Below are 17,620 nucleotides of genomic sequence, written 5' to 3' on the forward strand. Positions count from 1 at the left end.
ATGTTACAACCTTGGGGAAACTGGTTTATATATTACTGAAAATCTTTGCAAAAATCACTTCCTTTATTCCGTTTGCCTTTTTTTATGCGTTTGCAGATGTCATTTATATTGCCCTTTATTATGGCTTTAAATACAGGCGGAATATAGTACGGTCAAATCTTGCCTCCTCATTTCCTGAGAAAACTGAACATGAAAGATTACTTATAGAAAAGAAGTTTTTTCATCACCTGGCCGACATTTTTGTAGAAAGCTTTAAAGCCTTTGGCATGAAACCGGAAGCCATAACCAAAAGGCACCATCTGATTCCTTCAGAAAGTTTCTCAACATACGAATCCACAAATCAATCCATACTAGTGGTTACCGGCCATTACGGTAACTGGGAATGGGGTGCACTTTCAGCACCTCTACAAGCCGGGTTTAAATTTGTCGCCATCAACAAACGCATCAAAAATCCTCATATAGATGCATTTATTCACAAAAACCGTAGCCGTTACGGCACGGTTCTCGATCAAATTAAAAATACCTCCGACATATTTCAGCATTACCACGATAAACATGCAGCATTTATACTGGTAGCTGATCAGAGTCCCGGAATTAAACACATGGATCAGGCCTACTGGATTGATTTCCTGAATCGGGAAACACCTTGTTTACACGGACCGGAAAAATATGCCCGTAAATATAACCTTCCGGTTATTTACCTGGAGATTATGAAAATAAAACGGGGATATTATGAATTAAGGACAGAAGAACTGGTGAGTGATCCTTCGGCTCTTGAAGATGGAGAGATTACCAAACGCTATATGAACCGACTGGAAAAAACAATCCGTGAAAAACCGGAGTACTGGCTTTGGTCGCACCGGCGATGGAAACGCCAACGTCCTGCAAACGGTTAAGACTGTCACAGTATTTTAACGGGAAAGTTTTATTTCCAACAGATCATTTTTATACATTTGAGCAAATAACTGTAATCATTATGAAACCAAGTTCTCTTTTAAAAACTATCGTAATAGTTATTATTTACGTCACTAGTTATAATTCAGCATTTTCACAGTCCTCCAAACCGTTCAGTTTTGTGTTCATGACTGATATCCATCTTCAGCCGGAAAAGCACGCAGTGGAAGGTTTTGAAAAAGCTATTGCAGAGATCAATCATCTGAAACCGGATTTTGTAATTACAGGTGGCGATCTGATCATGGATGCACTGAAGCAGTCATATGGCAGAGCTGATTCATTATATGAGCTCTATGATAAAGTGAGCAGCGAATTGAATATGCCGGTTCATAATACCATGGGAAACCACGAGATATTCGGTATTTGTAACACAAAAACGGATCTAAGCCAAAACCCGGAGTACAACGAAAAAATGTTCGAAAAGAGGCTTGGTAGTTCCTACTATACATTCAGTTACAATGGTTGGAAATTCTTTATTCTGAATTCTGTGGAAAAGGATGATATGGGGTGTTATATTGGATGGATTGATGACCAACAAAAAGAATGGATCAAAAAAGAGTTGTCAAAAACCGATAAAGACACACCCATTGCCATCACCACGCATATTCCTTTTATTACCACATTTAACCAGGTTTATTACGGCAGTAGCTTAGGAAACGACTCATCCCTTGTGGTAGCCAATTCAAAAGATATTCTTGACCTGTTTAAAGATCACAACCTGAAACTGGTAATGCAGGGACATACACACATTGCCGAAGATGTGTATATTGACGGCATCCATTATATTACCGGCGGTGCCATCTGCGGTGCCTGGTGGAATGGCCCAAACCGCAATACGGAAGAAGGATTTGCACTGTTTAAAGTAGATGGGGACAAATTTAACTGGGAATACGTGGATTACGGATGGGAGGTAAAAAAGTGACGGGTTACGAGGTGACAGGTTACGTCGTGAAACGTTATTCGTGAATCATTAAATGAGCATTGTTTTCAGAATTTAATAGATACTGTGCGTTTGGCCGCTGCAAATGGTGAGGACTTGCGCGGAAGGCAATCTTACTGGTTTTGTATTCCGATCGGATGTTGCAGTTTATTTGCAGCAGGCATTTTTGGAAACTTTTGATGCCACAAAAGTTTCAACTGGGTGTGGGTGTTAAATCCCACATTTTTGCCATGCATATGCTATATTAACCGTCAGTGGAACAGCCCGAACCATGATACGGAAGAAGGATTTGCACTGTTTAAAGTGGATGGGGACAAATTTAACTGGGAATACGTGGATTATGGATGGGAGGTAAAAAAGTGACGGGTTACAGGTTACGAGGTGACATCGTGAAACGGTATTCGTGAATTGTGAAATCATCAAAATTTAATTATTTGTCTACTTCCTTATTGGATATTACTTTGATTGTATTTACCGAAGTAGTATCTGATACCATTATTGTTTGATTTTGTTGTATTCTGGTTTTTTGTTCCGTTTGAAAAAAATGAGTTGTAATTAAATCATAAATATTACATCCACCTCCAAATATAGATAGAGCAAACAACCACCAAAAAATCAAATTTAGTAACAGCTTAATTATAAGGTTTATTCTCCAACCTGCAAACCACTTCGATTAACCTATTGCCGGATTACCCCTTCCGGAAAAATATTCTTTAATTGAAGGAGTATTCAAGAGCTTTTCTCTTTTTTCAGGCTCAAGTTTTACACTTTTACCGCTAATCAATGATTCTAAGGGTATTTCCAAATACCGGTTTAATAAAGTTATCATTTTCAAAGTTAATGGCCGCTTCCCTCGTAAAACTTCTGAAACTCTCGTTTTTCCACCAAACAAAGGTGCAATGTCTGCCTGTTTTAAGTTCATTTGTTCCATTCTGAACTTAATTGCTTCTATAGGATTTGGTGCTTCTATTGAATAATGTTCCTGCTCATATTTCTCCACAAGCAATGATAAGAGCTCCATCTCTTCACCTTCCGGGCTATCCGGATCAATGGCATTTTCAGAACTATTGATTAACTCATATATACGTGCACAAGCCTCATTATATTCCTGCTCTGTTTTTAATATTTTAGTTTTCATAACTTACCGTTTTTGCATCTATTTTATCATACTCCGCATGAGTTCCAAACCAAACCACAAACACAATCTTTAATTTATATTCAATATCAACAATTAACCGAAAATCATTGCCTTTAATATTAAACACAACCCTTTTTGAACTTATTATACTGGCATTGCGGTATTTCAATTTTAGTTCGTTAGCATTGTTCCATATCGAGAACCGAACCTCATAAATCCAGGATTTTATAGATTCCTCCGCCTGATTATATCTACTAAGCCTGCAATATTCCGTTAAAGTTTTTTCCTTTATTATTCTCATGCATTACAAAGATAACACAAAGTTACCAAATAAGGTAACTGTATGTATCCGTTTTAGATTTATTCAGGTATCTCGGCGGCTCCGTCACGCATAGCGTCCACCCAATGTGAAAATTAATAAAATCAACAGGTGAACCAACAGCAAGTTGATAAGTATTACAATCTATAAAATCATTTAAAAGCAATCCAATCATTTTCGGATTTGGTTTAATTTCTTACTTTTGATACCCGATGAATTTTTTAAAACTTATACGCGTTAAGAATCTGGCATTCATCATTCTTATTCAGGTGATTGTACGATATGCCATCCTCTACCCGCTGCTGACCATTTTTAAAACGGATCTGGCTACGGGCAATATCTATTTTGGGTTACTGGTTGCCGCTACAGTCTTTATCGCTGCCGGAGGTTACATTATCAACGATTACTTCGATACGCGTATTGATGAGATCAATAAACCTGAAGAGGTCATTGTCGGAAAAGCTATTTCACGAAAACTTGCCATGACCCTCCACCAGTTGCTTACAGGCGTTGGTGTTGCCATAGGTCTTTTGCTCAGCTGGCGTGCGCACAGTTATGCTGTTGCTGTTATTTTTCTGTTTATTCCGGGTCTTTTATGGTTTTATTCTTCGGTTTACAAACGGCAGTTCCTCATTGGGAATATCATTGTATCGCTTTGCAGCGCACTGGTTCCGATGACCATTGTACTTTTCGAAGTTTACTTCCTGCGGTTTAAGTTCGGAACAGAATTCATTGATAACGGACTAATTCATCTTATTTTTAACTGGGGACTTCTTTTCAGTCTGTTTGCATTTTTTACCACGTTGATCCGGGAACTTGTGAAAGACATGGAAGACGAGGAAGGCGACCGCGAACTGGAATGCAATACCGTACCCATTGTGCTCGGACAATTCTGGACCAAAGTCATAGTATTGGCATTAACTACATTGACCGCCGGATACATGATTTATAAATTCAGTCAGTATCAGGTAACTATCGAGAATAAATTCGTTCTGTTTTACTTCTTCCTAGCATTAATATTTCCATTTCTCTATTTTGCCATCACATTTTACAAAGCGCAGAAACCAGGCGAATTTCGTCTGGCAGGTAATATTATGAAATTCATTATGTTCGCCGGAACCTTATTCACCATTCCAATTTATCTGCTGATCGCAAAGGAATTTGCTGTTCCTTTCTTTAACCTTATCATTCAATGAGTTCTCCGTTAATTAACCTTGAGAAATATCACATTATTCTGGCTTCAAACTCTCCACGGCGTAAAGAGCTGCTAAAAGGTTTGGGCATTATTTTTCAAATCAGGGCCTCAAACGAACTGGATGAATCCTTTCCGCATGATCTTCATCCCGCAAGCGTAGCAGAATTTCTGGCTCAAAAAAAAGCAGCGCATTACAAAAAAAGCATGGCCGATAATGAACTGATCATAACAGCAGACACGGTTGTTATTTCCGGTTCAGACATACTCAACAAACCGGCCAACAGAGAGGAAGCCATAGATATGCTTACGCTTTTATCGGGTAAAACACACGAGGTAATTACCGGCGTTTGCCTGACCACAAAACATAAACAAGTGGCTTTTTCAACTGTTTCTGATGTAACCTTTTGCAGGTTAACACCAGAGGAAACAGCCTTTTACGTTGATAACTACCGTCCATTTGACAAGGCTGGTGCTTACGGCATTCAGGAATGGATAGGTTTTATTGGTGTCGAAAAAATTAACGGATCATTTTATAATGTAATGGGACTCCCCGTTCAAAAACTCTATCAGGAACTCAAAAAGTTTTAATTGCAAATGAAACACATCTTACTCTTATTTCTTACTACCCTTATATCTTTTTCTGCCGCTGCCAAAGAAGGCATGTGGCTTCCCTTACTCATTGAACAATATAATATTGGCGAAATGCAGGCCAATGGTTTTAAACTCTCTGCCGAAGATATTTACAGTGTGAACCAGGCATCGATGAAAGATGGTGTGGTTAAATTCGGCGGCGGTTGCAGTGGTGTGGTTGTTTCGGACGCAGGCCTGGTCTTTACCAATCATCATTGCGGCTTTAAATACATACAACGACACAGCACAGTTGAACACGACTATCTTACAGATGGTTTCTGGGCTATGAACCGAAAAGAAGAACTTCCGAATCCGGGTCTTACTGTAACGTTTTTAAAAGAAATGCGTGACGTAACCAATGATGTTCTGAAAGGCGTTACCGATAATATGACTATCAGCCAACGCAATAATATCATACAAATCAACAGCGATACACTGATTAATCGTGCCATTAAAGGGAACCATTATAAAGCAGATGTAAACGCGTTTTTCGAAGGAAATCAGTATTTCCTGTTCATTTACGAAGTATATACCGATGTTCGTCTGGTTGGAGCACCACCTTCTTCGGTGGGCGGATTTGGCGGCAATACGGATAACTGGATGTGGCCACGCCATGGCGGTGACTTCAGCGTATTCAGAATTTATGCAGATGCCAGCAATAATCCCAAAGATTATTCCGATGACAATGTGCCTTATAAACCGGCTCACTCCTTTCCTGTTTCATTAAAGGGCGTTCATGAAAATGATTTTACAATGGTTTTCGGATACCCCGGCACAACAGAGGAATACAAAACATCGTACCATTTGAAAATGCTGCACGATATGCTTTATCCCAGGCTGATTGAGATCAGGGACAGAAAACTCGAAGTCATCAATTACCATATGAACCTTGATCAGGGACGACGCATAAAATATGCTGATAAGGAAGCCAGCCTGAGTAATTCATGGAAGCGCTGGCGAGGAGAAATCAACGGACTGGACCGGTTTGATGTTATCAGCAAAAAAGAAGCGTTTGAAAAAGATTTTCAAAACTGGGCCGACAACAAGGAAGCATACAAAAATATTCTGGATCAGTACAAAAAATTATACGGCAGGTATACACAACTAAATACAGATGCCAATGTATCGCGGGAACTTTTTGAAAAAAACAGCATGGAATGTTTCAGTAAAGCCGATGCCATACAGAAAATTGTGCAGAGAGCACAAATGGCTAAAAGCAGAGCTTCTAATGATGAATTTGCAGAGTTTTACAAGGATTATGATATAACCGTTGATCGCGATCTGACCAAACGGTTGCTGACATACTTATTTGCCTACAGTAACCAGAACATTGTTCCTGAAACACTAAAATCGGTTTATAAAAAGAAAAAGGGTGACATTGAAAAAGTTACGGACTATCTGTACAGGCATTCACTAATTGATGACACACTTTGGATCGCTGCCTACAACAAAGGAAATGACAAGGTAATTAAAAGTCTGGAAAAAGATCCGTTCCTTATTTCCTATAAGGAATATAACAGCATTTATAACGATAATTTAATGCCTCAGGTAAGAAAAATAAAAGCGTCTATTGACAGTCTGGACAGAATTTATATGAAAGCCATTATGGCGTATGAACCGGATAAGATCTTCTTCCCGGATGCCAATTCCACTATGCGGGTCTCTTATGGAAAAGTAATAGGTTATGATCCCAAAGATGGTGTACATTACAAGTATTACACAACTTCAGAAGGAATCCTACAGAAAGATGATCCTGAAATTTATGATTATAATGTACCGGATAAATTGCGTCAGTTATTGAACAAAGCTGATTTTGGACAGTATGGAGAAAATGGTTCGCTGCACATAGATTTTGTGGCAACCAATCATACCACGGGAGGGAATTCAGGAAGTCCGGTATTTAATGCCAATGGAGAACTAATCGGTCTGAATTTTGACAGGGCATGGGACGGCGTGATGAGCGACCTGTATTACAATCCAAAGATTTGCCGTAATATTACTGTTGATATCAGGTATATTCTTTTTATTATTGATAAATTTGCAGCCGCCGGATATCTGCTTGACGAAATGAAAATTATCCGGTAAACACAATAATTTAGAGAATATAAAGTTTTGGGTATTGTAGAAACGAACATGCGTAGATTATTCCTGATAATACCACTCATTTTGCTCTGTTTGCTTCCGTTGAATGCCCAGACGCGCTATGTTATTTTTGGTAAAGTAACAGACTCGATTGGCAATCCGCTCGAACTTGTAAGTATTCAGCAGAAATTTACCTTAAGGGGGACTACCACTGATTCTAACGGAAACTACGAGATCTCTTTCCCAAGAAAAGATTCAGTGACCATAATTTTCTCTCGTCTGGGAAGTAAAACCATCGAAAAAGTAATCCATCCAACAACTGATACTTACGAACTGAACATTGTGATGTCTGATGCTGTCACAACAATGACTGAGATTTCGGTGTCTGACAGAAAAACGCAATCAGCCACGATGCAGCGCATAGATTCCAAATATGCGGAAAATATTCCAAGTGCTTCAGGTAATAAAGTTGAAGAATTGATTATGACCCTGCCAGGTGTTTTCAATAACAATGAATTAAGTTCCCAGTATTCTGTGCGTGGAGGTAATTTTGATGAAAACCTGGTTTATGTAAATGATATAGAAATTTACCGTCCTTTGCTGATCCGTTCGGGTCAACAGGAAGGCTTAAGTTTCATTAATTCTGACATGGTCTCTTCCATATCATTTTCATCCGGTGGTTTTGATGCCAAATACGGAGACAAGATGTCTTCAGTTCTGGATATCAAATACAGAAAACCGACTGGTAACAAAGCATCAATTTCCGCCAGTCTTCTTGGAGCCAGTGCATTTGCAGAACACGCTACAAAGAATGGCCGGTTCACCCAGATGCACGGTTTCCGGTATAAAACATCTGCTTACCTGCTGGGTACTCTGGATACGAAAGCAGAATATAATCCAAGTTTTCTTGATTATCAGACCTATATGACTTATATGCTGACTAACAGAATTGAACTTTCGGTTCTGGGAAATATCAGCAAAAACAGATACGAATTCAGGCCCCAAAGCAGGGAAACCAAATTTGGAACATACAACATTGCCCGATCGTTAATGGTGTATTTCGACGGTTGGGAAAACGATGTATTCATGGCCGGAACCGGAGCAGCCAGTCTTTCATACCGTGTCAATGATAACAACATGGTAAAGCTCACCGGATCATACTACAGCACGGTTGAAGATGAAGCAAATGATATTCTGTCGGAATACTGGTTGAATGAACTGGATAATCAAATGGGGTCTGAAAACTACGGCGACAGTATTGAAAACATAGGTGTCGGAGGAGCACTGGAACATACCAGAAATCATCTGAATGCATCTGTGGCTTCAGTCTCTCTGCGTGGTACGCACGCGTTACTAAATCACACGCTGCAATGGGGAGCTACGCTTCAAAAAGAGATGATCACTGATAAAATCAATGAGTGGGAAATGCGCGACTCAGCTGGTTATTCATGGCCTTACAGTGAACAGGGTGTAGTTCTTTACAACCATTACAATACCATCAATTCAATATCAAGCAACAGGGTTAATCTATATTTACAGGACAGCTATAACTTTGTTGATATCGGTTTGATCCTGACCGGCGGCACCCGTTTAAGTTACTGGAGTTTTAATAATGAAACCTTATTCAGTCCCAGATTCTCTGTGTTATATACCCCAAAATGGAAACGAGACTTTGCCTTTAAAGGTGCCACAGGTATTTACTATCAGGCACCGTTCTACAAAGAGATCAGAAGTAGAACAGGAGAAATCAACACCCATATTAAATCGCAAAAATCAGTTCATTATGTGCTTGGCATGGATTACTATTTCCGGAAATGGGAACGGCCATTCAAGCTGTCCGTGGAAGCCTATTACAAAAACATGTCTAACCTGATACCTTATGATATTAAAAATGTTCAGATAAGGTATTACGGAGAAAATCTGGCTGTTGGCTACGCTGCCGGACTGGACTTCAGAATCTTTGGTGAATTTGTTCCTGGAGTGGATTCCTGGATTAGTTTATCTCTGTTAAGAACCAGAGAAGACCTGCTGAACGATATGCAACCGTTATATGAAGATGGCGTCCAAATAGGTATGGGTCCCGTAGATTATGTGCCGCGTCCAACGGATCAGGCCTACAACTTATCCATTTTCTTCCAGGATTATTTTCCGGGAAATCCAAATTACAAGGTTCACCTGAAAGGTGTTTACGCAGCCCCTCTTCCTTTTGGTCCGCCTAACGGTCAGAAATATCAGATGACAGGACGTTCTTCACCTTATACCAGGGTTGATATGGGTGCCTCCAGGTTAATCGTAGGTGAAAACCAAAAGAACTTTCTGCGCCATTTCAAGGAATTATGGCTTGGTCTGGATGTATTTAATATGTTTGATATTAACAATGTAAATTCATATTATTGGGTACCGGATAATTACGGCAATGTTTATGCGGTTCCAAATTATCTGACAGGTCGCAGGTTCAATTTCAGCATCACGGCAAAATTCTGAGGCATGCAACTGTTCTACACACCGGATATCATACAAACACAAACGCTTTCTCAGCTGGAATCTCACCATGCTGTTAAGGTTTTACGTTTAACCGAAGGTGATGTAATCCAGGTGGTTGACGGCAACGGCGGCTTCTATAATGCAGTTATTGTGAGCGCAAACGCAAAAGCCTGTAGGATTGAGCTTAATGAACCAATTCAGGACCAGCAGATCCGTCAATACAGATTGCACATGGCTGTTGCTCCGACGAAAAATATTGACCGGTTTGAATGGTTCCTTGAAAAAGCGACAGAAATTGGTATTGATGAAATTACACCTTTGCTGTGCGAACATTCGGAACGTAAAATAATTAAGCCAGACCGCATTGAACGTATCCTTGTTTCTGCCATGAAACAATCGCTTAAATCTTACCTGCCGAAGCAGAATGAAATGAGGTCATTTCAGGAATTCATTTCACAAGCCAATCCATCAGAAAACCTGATGATTGCCCATTGTTACGATACAGAAAGAGATACCATCAAAACCCTCATCCCGGACAGAGGAAATACCATTACCATTTTGATTGGCCCTGAAGGTGATTTTTCACCTGAAGAAGTAGAACAGGCTATAAAATCCGGCTTCTCCCCTCTTTCACTTGGAAATAGTCGCCTCAGAACAGAAACAGCCGCCGTTGTGGCCTGTCATTCTGTTTATGAATACTTTTTGTAAATTTCCAGGATAACCTTTATCTTAGTTCCATAAGGGTCATAAAGAACACAACAAATTTTAAAATGTTTGAAGAGCTTAATCAGTATCCATCCGATCAGTTTATTTTTCGTCCATGCGATTTGTTGGAAGAAGTCTGTAATGCACCGAAAGAAAGTTGTGGTATTTTCCTGATTTATGAATTAAATGAGGGAAACTCCAGGCTGGTCTATGTTGGGTCATCAGGAACGTCATTCGCTTCATGTAAACCCGGATTATTTGAGAAGATTGTTCATGCAGCGGATTACGACGGAGTTCCCGGTAAAATATTTTTCTACATGAATCTGATTAAAAGCAATGCTGAAGGCTTAAATTTTTATTGGTACGAAACTACCGAAGATGAGCCTGAAAAAATTGCAGGTTTGCTTTTCAAAAAATATTCAGATGTACATGGAAATCTTCCTGACTGGAACCTTTAGATAGTTGAACTGGTTTACTAAAACACTTATCTGGAATTTCTTCTTGCAGATTACCCTCTGAAACTGTATTTTTATTAATCTAATTTATATCTTCAGATTTAAGCAATATGTATCGGGTAATTTTATTATACATTTCCTTACTTTTTACAGGACTTTTTAGTTCTGGTTATGCCCAACAAAGGAACCAGGTTACATACCTCTTTATTGGTTCCTATACAAATGGTTCTCCAGCCGATGGTATCTACATTTACAAGTTCAATCCTTCCACGGGTGAACTCACCGAATCCGGCAGGGTAAGCCATGTTATAAATCCTTCCTTTCTGACTTTATCTCCAAATGGCAAATATTTATACGCGAGTAATGAAAGTCAGCTGGATAAACACGGTGCTGTTTCAGCTTATAGTATAGATTCTGTTCACGGAAAACTAACTTTCATCAATAGACAGGATGCCGGAGGAAGAAATCCGGTTCATGTTATTGTAAGTGCTGACAATAAGTATGTTGTTAACTCAAATTACACAGATCCTTCGGTTAGTTTTTACAGCTGTAATACAGACGGAAGCCTTGATCAGGCAACAGCTATTTACAGGTATTCCGGCAGCAGTATCGTAAAGGGCAGACAGGACGCAGCGCACATCCACTCCTCTATCTTCACTCCGGACAATAAATATGTTTTTTCTCCGGATCTGGGAACAGATCAGATTCGGGTTCTGAAACTCGAAAGAGGAACATTGATAAAAGACCCGGATCATCCTGACATTGAAGTGACACCTGGTGACGGCCCGCGACATTTTACCTTTCATCCTAACGGAAAATTTGGCTATTGTGTGGATGAACTAAGCGGTTCAGTTACAGCTTATAATTATAAGGACGGATCACTGGAAAAAATTGACCGTTATAAATCTTACAACAGCAATTCAGGAAAATACGCATCAGCCGACATTCATATCTCACCGGACGGAAATTTTTTGTATGCATCCAACCGGACAGATGAGAATACCATTTCTGTTTTTAGTATTAATACTGAAAACGGGACCCTCGAACGAATAGAAGTTTATCCTGTATTTGGAAATCATCCCCGTAGCTTTGTGCTTTCTCCCGATGGAAATTATTTGATTGTGGCAAACCAGTTCAGCGATAATATTATAGTCCTGAAAAGAGACGCAACAACCGGTAAACTTTCGAAAACAAATACAGAGTTAAAAATCTTTCATCCTTCCAGTTTGAAAATGAGAACATATTATAATTGATCCAGCTTATAAAACTTTAAATACGTCCCATGCAAGCCTTAAAATTTAAAATTGTATTATTTTCAATTGTAGCACTATTTGTATTCCCTTTCATGGTTTCATCCAAAACAACTGTCAACAAGCTTGTTTGCGAATATAAAACCAATCCGATTGGAATTGGAACAGTGCAACCAAGACTAAGCTGGCAGATAAACGCTGCGGGAAACAATGTCAGTCAGACGGCTTACGAGATAAAAGCTTTTTCCGGATCTGCAAATGATAGTGATGAATACTTAGTTTGGTCGACAGGGAAGGTACCCGGATCACAATCGGTAAATGTAGTTTATACTGGCGAACCCCTACAAACCGGTCAGCATGTTAATTGGAAGGTTCGAATCTGGGATCAGAACGACAAAGCAACAAAATGGAGCGATTTAGCCTCATGGGAAATGGGGATTCTTGAACCTGAATCGTGGAAAGCAAACTGGATAAGTGTATCTTCTGAACCGACAATGAAAGGTTCAAAACCATGCCAGTATTTTAGAAAGGATTTTAGCAGTGAGAAAAAAATTGCATCTGCAAGAGTTTATGTGACATCCAGAGGATTGTACCAGCTTTTTATTAATGGTGAAAAGGTAAGCAAGGACCTGTTCACACCAGGTTGGACAAGCTATAACAACCGGATTCAGTACCAGACTCACGATGTAACTAACATGATAAAAGCTGAAAATACAATTGGTGCGATTTTAGGAGACGGCTGGTACCGAGGATATATTGGTTTTAATAACCAGCAGAATTACTACGGTAATAAACTGGCTTTGCTGGCACAACTAGACGTAACCTACACTGATGGGACCAAAGAAACCATTGTAACTGATAATAGCTGGAAATGGAGTACCGGTCCTATTCTGTTTTCTGATATTTACAATGGCGAAACATACGATGCCAGACTTGAACAACCAGGTTGGGACGACACAAATTTTAATGATGCATCGTGGCAAAATGTTTCGGTTGAAAATTACACAAAGGAGGATCTGATTGCCCCACAGGGTGTTCCGGTTCGAGACACAGAGGAGATTAAACCATTGCGCGTTTTTCAGACACCAAATGGTGAAACAGTATTCGATCTTGGGCAAAACATGGTAGGATGGGTTCGTTTAAAGGTTCAGGGAAATGAAGGTGATAAAGTGACTCTGAAATTTGCAGAAGTTTTAGATAAAGAAGGAAACTTTTATACTGCGAACCTCAGGAATGCAAAAGCTACTGACACCTATATTCTGAAAGGAGATGGAGAAGAAATATACGAACCTCATTTTACATTCCATGGCTTTCGTTTTGTACAACTGGAGGGTTATCCCGGAACTCCTCATCTGGACGCCATAACAGGAGTTGTGATCCATTCGGATATGGAGCCCACCGGATCATTTTCGTGTTCCGATCCTTTAATTAATCAGTTGCAGCACAATATTCAATGGGGTCAGAAGGGCAACTTTCTGGATGTCCCGACAGACTGTCCGCAACGTGATGAACGGTTGGGCTGGACTGGCGATGCGCAGGTTTTCAGTATGACTGCTGCATATAATTATAATGTTGCAGGTTTTTACACCAAGTGGATGAAAGATCTGGCAGCAGATCAGTTGCCGGATGGTAAGGTTCCAAACGTAATTCCGGATGTATTGCATGGTGGCGGTGGTGCTACTGCATGGGCAGATGCTTCTATCATTATTCCGTGGACCGTTTACCGCGTGTATGGTGATACCCGAATACTTAAAGAACAGTACAATAGCATGATAGGATGGGTGGAATATATGAACGGTCGTGCTGGCAACAATCTTATATGGACAGGTGATTATCATTTCGGGGACTGGCTGGCTTTTGCCACTACCTGGTCCGACTATCCCGGAGCAACGACCGAAAAAGATTTAATTGCCACAGCTTATTTCTGTTACTCCAGCCATTTACTTAGTAAAATTGCCGGAATACTTGGGAATACAGAAGATGAAAAAAAATATGCGCAGTTGTCGAATCAGATAAAACAGGCGTTTAATGCTGAATTTGTCACTCCCAACGGAAGGCTGGTTTCGCATACACAAACAGCTTATGCCCTGGCCTTGTCTTTTAATTTGTTACCCGACAACCTAAAAAATAATGCGGCTAAATATCTGGCCGAAGATGTAAAGAAATTCGGTCACCTGACGACAGGATTCGTGGGAACTCCACTGCTGTGCAGTTCTTTATCCTCAACCGGAAGAGACGATCTGGCATTTAAGTTACTCATGCGTAAGGATTATCCTTCGTGGCTATACCCGGTTACTCAGGGAGCAACTACTATATGGGAACGTTGGGACGGACAAAAACCTGACGGTTCTTTCCAGGATGTTGGTATGAACAGTTTTAACCATTATGCCTATGGTGCAATAGGGGAATGGCTCTATACATACGTTGCCGGTATTCACCTTGATCCGGATCAACCGGGATACAAACACTTCTTCCTGTCTCCCCACATTGGTGGCGGCCTGACTTTTGCAAATGCATCATTTAAATCCATATATGGTTTAATACGATCAAATTGGAAAATCGAGAATAATACATTTGCCTATGAAGTAGAAATACCAGCAAATACCACAACAACAGTAATTCTACCTGGTGCAGATGTAAACAAACTGATACTGAATGACAAACCCCTGACAAAAATGATTAATAAAAACGCAAAAAGTACTTCTGCCGGATTATCAATGGAACTTGGTTCAGGTATTTACAGGTTCATGTATCCTGCCTTCTGATGCTTTTGAATTATTGTTTTTGATTATTTGTATAACTAATTCGTTTTAAATAAATTCGCAACAACGAATTTGTTGTTGAGTAACTATTATTCAAAATTTTTGACTAAGCATTTACCTGCATATCTCGAACATGAAACTGATATACTTATTTTACCTGATCATTTTTCTTTACAGTTGCAAACCATCGTGTAATCCAACCCATCTGGACATGGAAGCTATTCCTGATGAAATATTGAATAAGGTTCCTTATGAGGATGGCAAAATCTACCGGTTTCAGCATTCGGGTGGTAAAATAATAAACTTTACTGCAAGCAGATCCACATCTGTTTTAACGCACTACGACTACACAAACTGTCAATACACATTTGATTATCAGGAAAATAAAACACATTTATCACCAGATTATCCAGTGTTTGATATAGACATTGTTCTCCACTGGATACCACTATTCCCTGTAGAAGAAGATCCCTTTTTAGTGCCAGTTTGGGGACAACAACAGTATGATTCCTACTGTCATATAGGGAATTCAGCTTTTGAGTATGTTCTGGATACTTCTCAGTTAAAACAGAACTTTAATTTTCCTTCTTACGATACTAATGCTGAAAAAAAATATCTTGATTCAGTGTTTGTTGATTCGGTGCTCTATGATTATATATTGATTTTCAGGAATGACATATTTGTTAATACAGGTGAATTCCAACTCAAAAATATTGACAGCATTTACTTTAATTATGATGTTGGACTTATTAAAATCTTTATGTCAAATGGTGAATACTATAAAATATATCATTGAACTGCTTCTTGTTATCATTGTATTCATGTCCTGTACTGAAAATGCGGCTCTCAAAAAGGATGTCTATAATGTAAATATTGAAAATTCAGAGTGGATAAACTTTTCTGAACTGGAAAGAGATTTTTCCATGATCGACAACAATGCTATTTCATACAGCTTTGGTTTAAGTGATCGATATCACGAATATGATAAAAGCTGGACCTCAGTTGTAGGAATCAACACTCATATGTCCTATCGGGAAGAATATTACGAAAGTTATACATCAACATATGGCTTAAATTACAGCCTCAATTTAAGTGCTTCGTTTGAACCAAACGGTGATTGTCTGGATTGCAGACTGGGCGAGGTCAGGTTCAAATATGACCTTGATAAAAACATACTTTGTAATGTTGACTATGATAATGAATATAAATCGCTACAATCCACCTCTGATGGATACATTATACAGAATGACAGCATTTATTCAATAGCTGAATTTATAGATTCCGTTATGGTAAATCAGGTCACTTACTATAATGTTCTGCATTTTACATTGCATGATTTTGCAGAGGAATGGAAAGACTTTACAATAAATGAAATATATCTTGCTAAGCAAACCGGTTTAATTCAATACACCTACACAAACGGAATTTCGGTATGTCGTATTAACTGATGATTAAATACCACAAAAATCTTTCATAATTAACCAAACATAAACATCACTGCATTAATCAGCTTTGAGAAACAAAACCAAAATAGTTAATACAACGTTTAATATTAAGCTGGATGGTTTTAAAATAAAAATTAAGACACATGCATATAAATTTTAATTTTATGCCGTTAATACAAAAGTTAAAATCCATTTACATAAATAAAGGAATTAATGCATGAAGAAAACAATTAAGTATCTGTCAATAATAATCTTAATCATTATAATTCCGCTTGCCATAATACTGTACACTTCAGTATTGGGTTCAAATATCAAGGAGACTAAAACCGGATTTACTGAATTATTTGTTGGCGAAAATGTAACGCTTGACATTTTATTAAATGATTCTTTACCGCTCGGAAAAATTATTAATCATAAAAGGACCATCCTTTTAACTGCAAAACTTAAACGTTTTTCAGGCTACGTAAAACCAGGAAAATATATCATAAAAGAAGGCATGTCGAACAACGAACTGATTAATATTTTCCGATCCGGGAACCAGAATCCTATAACACTTACGTTCAATAATATCAGAACAAAAAATGATCTTGCAGGAAACCTGGGGAAGCAACTACTGGCTGATTCAGTTGAAATCCTGAATATTTTGAACAATACCAGTTTTCTTGCATCGCAGGGCTTCAATACATTTACAGCCGTCTGTCCTTTCCTTCCTGACAGTTATGAGGTGTACTGGACTATCAGCCCAAAGGACCTCTACGAACGTATGGTGTATGAATATAACAAGTTCTGGACCCAGGACCGTTTAAATAAAGCCAAAGCGCTTGGCATGACTCCTGATCAGGTCATTACATTAGCCTCGATCGTAAATGAAGAAAGTAATTTTTCAAAAGAACAGCCCGTTATAGCGGGTCTTTATATAAACCGCCTAAAGAGAGGTTATCTATTACAGGCTGATCCAACGTTGAAATTTGCACTGAATGACTTTGAAAAACAGAGGGTGATTAATGAGGACAAAGAAATTGATTCGCCATATAATACATACAAGTTTAAAGGTCTTCCTCCCGGCCCCATCAGGATTCCAACAAAAACAGCTATCGATGCGGTATTAAATTATAAAAAACACAAATACCTGTACATGTGTGCCAAAGCTGATTTTTCAGGAGAACATCATTTTTCGGAAACCTTTTCGGAGCATAAAAAATACGCCACAGAATATCAGAAGAAATTGAACAGCATGCGGATTTACAAATAAAAAAAGCCG

16 protein-coding genes are annotated in these 17,620 nt (G+C 38.9%); 14 read left to right on the plus strand and 2 right to left on the minus strand.

What is annotated here, in order from left to right; genetic code table 11:
• Positions 1 to 11: 11 nt before the first annotated feature.
• From ACE01N_RS07025 to ACE01N_RS07035, 3 genes are all read left to right on the plus strand, one after another.
• Complete coding sequence (locus ACE01N_RS07025; protein ID WP_380586258.1) at positions 12 to 896, plus strand: lysophospholipid acyltransferase family protein; 885 nt, start codon at positions 12 to 14, stop codon at positions 894 to 896.
• An 80-nt stretch (positions 897 to 976) separates the two neighbouring features.
• A complete protein-coding gene (locus tag ACE01N_RS07030; protein WP_380586261.1) occupies positions 977 to 1,876 on the plus strand; it encodes a metallophosphoesterase family protein in 900 nt (299 codons plus the stop codon).
• A gap of 243 nt (positions 1,877 to 2,119) precedes the next feature.
• A complete protein-coding gene (locus ACE01N_RS07035; protein WP_380586264.1) occupies positions 2,120 to 2,257 on the plus strand; it encodes a hypothetical protein in 138 nt (45 codons plus the stop codon).
• A 310-nt stretch (positions 2,258 to 2,567) separates the two neighbouring features.
• Here the strand turns inward: ACE01N_RS07035 and ACE01N_RS07040 are convergent, their stop codons facing one another.
• Complete coding sequence (locus ACE01N_RS07040) at positions 2,568 to 3,032, minus strand: helix-turn-helix domain-containing protein (protein WP_380586267.1); 465 nt, start codon at positions 3,030 to 3,032, stop codon at positions 2,568 to 2,570.
• Positions 3,022 to 3,333, minus strand: coding sequence for a type II toxin-antitoxin system HigB family toxin (locus tag ACE01N_RS07045; RefSeq protein ID WP_380586270.1), 312 nt, complete (start codon positions 3,331 to 3,333; stop codon positions 3,022 to 3,024). Before ACE01N_RS07045 ends, ACE01N_RS07040 begins: the two co-directional genes overlap by 11 nt.
• A gap of 230 nt (positions 3,334 to 3,563) precedes the next feature.
• Between ACE01N_RS07045 and ACE01N_RS07050 the strand changes: the two genes are divergently transcribed.
• From ACE01N_RS07050 to mltG, 11 genes are all read left to right on the plus strand, one after another.
• On the plus strand, positions 3,564 to 4,547 hold the full coding sequence (locus tag ACE01N_RS07050) for a geranylgeranylglycerol-phosphate geranylgeranyltransferase (protein WP_380586273.1): 984 nt from the start codon (positions 3,564 to 3,566) through the stop codon (positions 4,545 to 4,547).
• Positions 4,544 to 5,134 (plus strand): Maf-like protein, encoded by a 591-nt coding sequence (locus ACE01N_RS07055; protein WP_380586276.1) that lies wholly within the window; start codon positions 4,544 to 4,546, stop codon positions 5,132 to 5,134. The genes ACE01N_RS07050 and ACE01N_RS07055 overlap by 4 nt, the downstream gene beginning before the upstream one ends.
• A 6-nt stretch (positions 5,135 to 5,140) precedes the next feature.
• A complete protein-coding gene (locus tag ACE01N_RS07060; RefSeq protein WP_380586279.1) occupies positions 5,141 to 7,261 on the plus strand; it encodes a S46 family peptidase in 2,121 nt (706 codons plus the stop codon).
• A gap of 48 nt (positions 7,262 to 7,309) precedes the next feature.
• Positions 7,310 to 9,742 carry a TonB-dependent receptor gene (locus ACE01N_RS07065; protein ID WP_380586281.1) on the plus strand — a complete coding sequence of 811 codons (2,433 nt, stop codon included), beginning with the start codon at positions 7,310 to 7,312 and terminating at the stop codon, positions 9,740 to 9,742.
• Between the two features lie 3 nt (positions 9,743 to 9,745).
• Positions 9,746 to 10,450 (plus strand): 16S rRNA (uracil(1498)-N(3))-methyltransferase, encoded by a 705-nt coding sequence (locus ACE01N_RS07070; RefSeq protein WP_380586283.1) that lies wholly within the window; start codon positions 9,746 to 9,748, stop codon positions 10,448 to 10,450.
• A gap of 62 nt (positions 10,451 to 10,512) precedes the next feature.
• On the plus strand, positions 10,513 to 10,905 hold the full coding sequence (locus ACE01N_RS07075) for a hypothetical protein (protein WP_380586285.1): 393 nt from the start codon (positions 10,513 to 10,515) through the stop codon (positions 10,903 to 10,905).
• 107 nt (positions 10,906 to 11,012) lie between these two features.
• A complete protein-coding gene (locus tag ACE01N_RS07080; protein WP_380586288.1) occupies positions 11,013 to 12,155 on the plus strand; it encodes a lactonase family protein in 1,143 nt (380 codons plus the stop codon).
• Between the two features lie 29 nt (positions 12,156 to 12,184).
• A complete protein-coding gene (locus tag ACE01N_RS07085) occupies positions 12,185 to 14,917 on the plus strand; it encodes a glycoside hydrolase family 78 protein (protein ID WP_380586291.1) in 2,733 nt (910 codons plus the stop codon).
• A gap of 130 nt (positions 14,918 to 15,047) precedes the next feature.
• The gene (locus ACE01N_RS07090; RefSeq protein WP_380586294.1) at positions 15,048 to 15,710 is read left to right on the plus strand and encodes a hypothetical protein; all 663 of its coding nucleotides are present in this window, start codon (positions 15,048 to 15,050) and stop codon (positions 15,708 to 15,710) included.
• Positions 15,682 to 16,362 carry a hypothetical protein gene (locus ACE01N_RS07095; RefSeq protein ID WP_380586297.1) on the plus strand — a complete coding sequence of 227 codons (681 nt, stop codon included), beginning with the start codon at positions 15,682 to 15,684 and terminating at the stop codon, positions 16,360 to 16,362. The genes ACE01N_RS07090 and ACE01N_RS07095 overlap by 29 nt, the downstream gene beginning before the upstream one ends.
• Positions 16,363 to 16,576: 214 nt before the next feature.
• On the plus strand, positions 16,577 to 17,611 hold the full coding sequence (gene mltG, locus ACE01N_RS07100; protein WP_380586300.1) for an endolytic transglycosylase MltG: 1,035 nt from the start codon (positions 16,577 to 16,579) through the stop codon (positions 17,609 to 17,611).
• Positions 17,612 to 17,620: the final 9 nt, after the last annotated feature.

Origin of the sequence: Quyinboa ferrireducens (assembly GCF_042436675.1) — a bacterium.
Taxonomy (GTDB): Bacteria; Bacteroidota; Bacteroidia; order Bacteroidales; family UBA5342; genus JBHJHP01.

What these genes read in the sequence shown, in the direction of transcription:
- ACE01N_RS07030 (WP_380586261.1), top strand. Translation starts at nt 977, where the DNA reads ATGAAACCAAGTTCTCTTTTAAAAACTATCGTAATAGTTATTATTTAC.
- ACE01N_RS07040 (WP_380586267.1), bottom strand. Translation starts at nt 3,032, where the DNA reads ATGAAAACTAAAATATTAAAAACAGAGCAGGAATATAATGAGGCTTGT.
- ACE01N_RS07045 (WP_380586270.1), bottom strand. Translation starts at nt 3,333, where the DNA reads ATGAGAATAATAAAGGAAAAAACTTTAACGGAATATTGCAGGCTTAGT.
- ACE01N_RS07050 (WP_380586273.1), top strand. Translation starts at nt 3,564, where the DNA reads ATGAATTTTTTAAAACTTATACGCGTTAAGAATCTGGCATTCATCATT.
- ACE01N_RS07055 (WP_380586276.1), top strand. Translation starts at nt 4,544, where the DNA reads ATGAGTTCTCCGTTAATTAACCTTGAGAAATATCACATTATTCTGGCT.
- ACE01N_RS07060 (WP_380586279.1), top strand. Translation starts at nt 5,141, where the DNA reads ATGAAACACATCTTACTCTTATTTCTTACTACCCTTATATCTTTTTCT.
- ACE01N_RS07065 (WP_380586281.1), top strand. Translation starts at nt 7,310, where the DNA reads ATGCGTAGATTATTCCTGATAATACCACTCATTTTGCTCTGTTTGCTT.
- ACE01N_RS07070 (WP_380586283.1), top strand. Translation starts at nt 9,746, where the DNA reads ATGCAACTGTTCTACACACCGGATATCATACAAACACAAACGCTTTCT.
- ACE01N_RS07075 (WP_380586285.1), top strand. Translation starts at nt 10,513, where the DNA reads ATGTTTGAAGAGCTTAATCAGTATCCATCCGATCAGTTTATTTTTCGT.
- ACE01N_RS07080 (WP_380586288.1), top strand. Translation starts at nt 11,013, where the DNA reads ATGTATCGGGTAATTTTATTATACATTTCCTTACTTTTTACAGGACTT.
- ACE01N_RS07085 (WP_380586291.1), top strand. Translation starts at nt 12,185, where the DNA reads ATGCAAGCCTTAAAATTTAAAATTGTATTATTTTCAATTGTAGCACTA.
- ACE01N_RS07090 (WP_380586294.1), top strand. Translation starts at nt 15,048, where the DNA reads ATGAAACTGATATACTTATTTTACCTGATCATTTTTCTTTACAGTTGC.
- ACE01N_RS07095 (WP_380586297.1), top strand. Translation starts at nt 15,682, where the DNA reads ATGGTGAATACTATAAAATATATCATTGAACTGCTTCTTGTTATCATT.
- mltG (WP_380586300.1), top strand. Translation starts at nt 16,577, where the DNA reads ATGAAGAAAACAATTAAGTATCTGTCAATAATAATCTTAATCATTATA.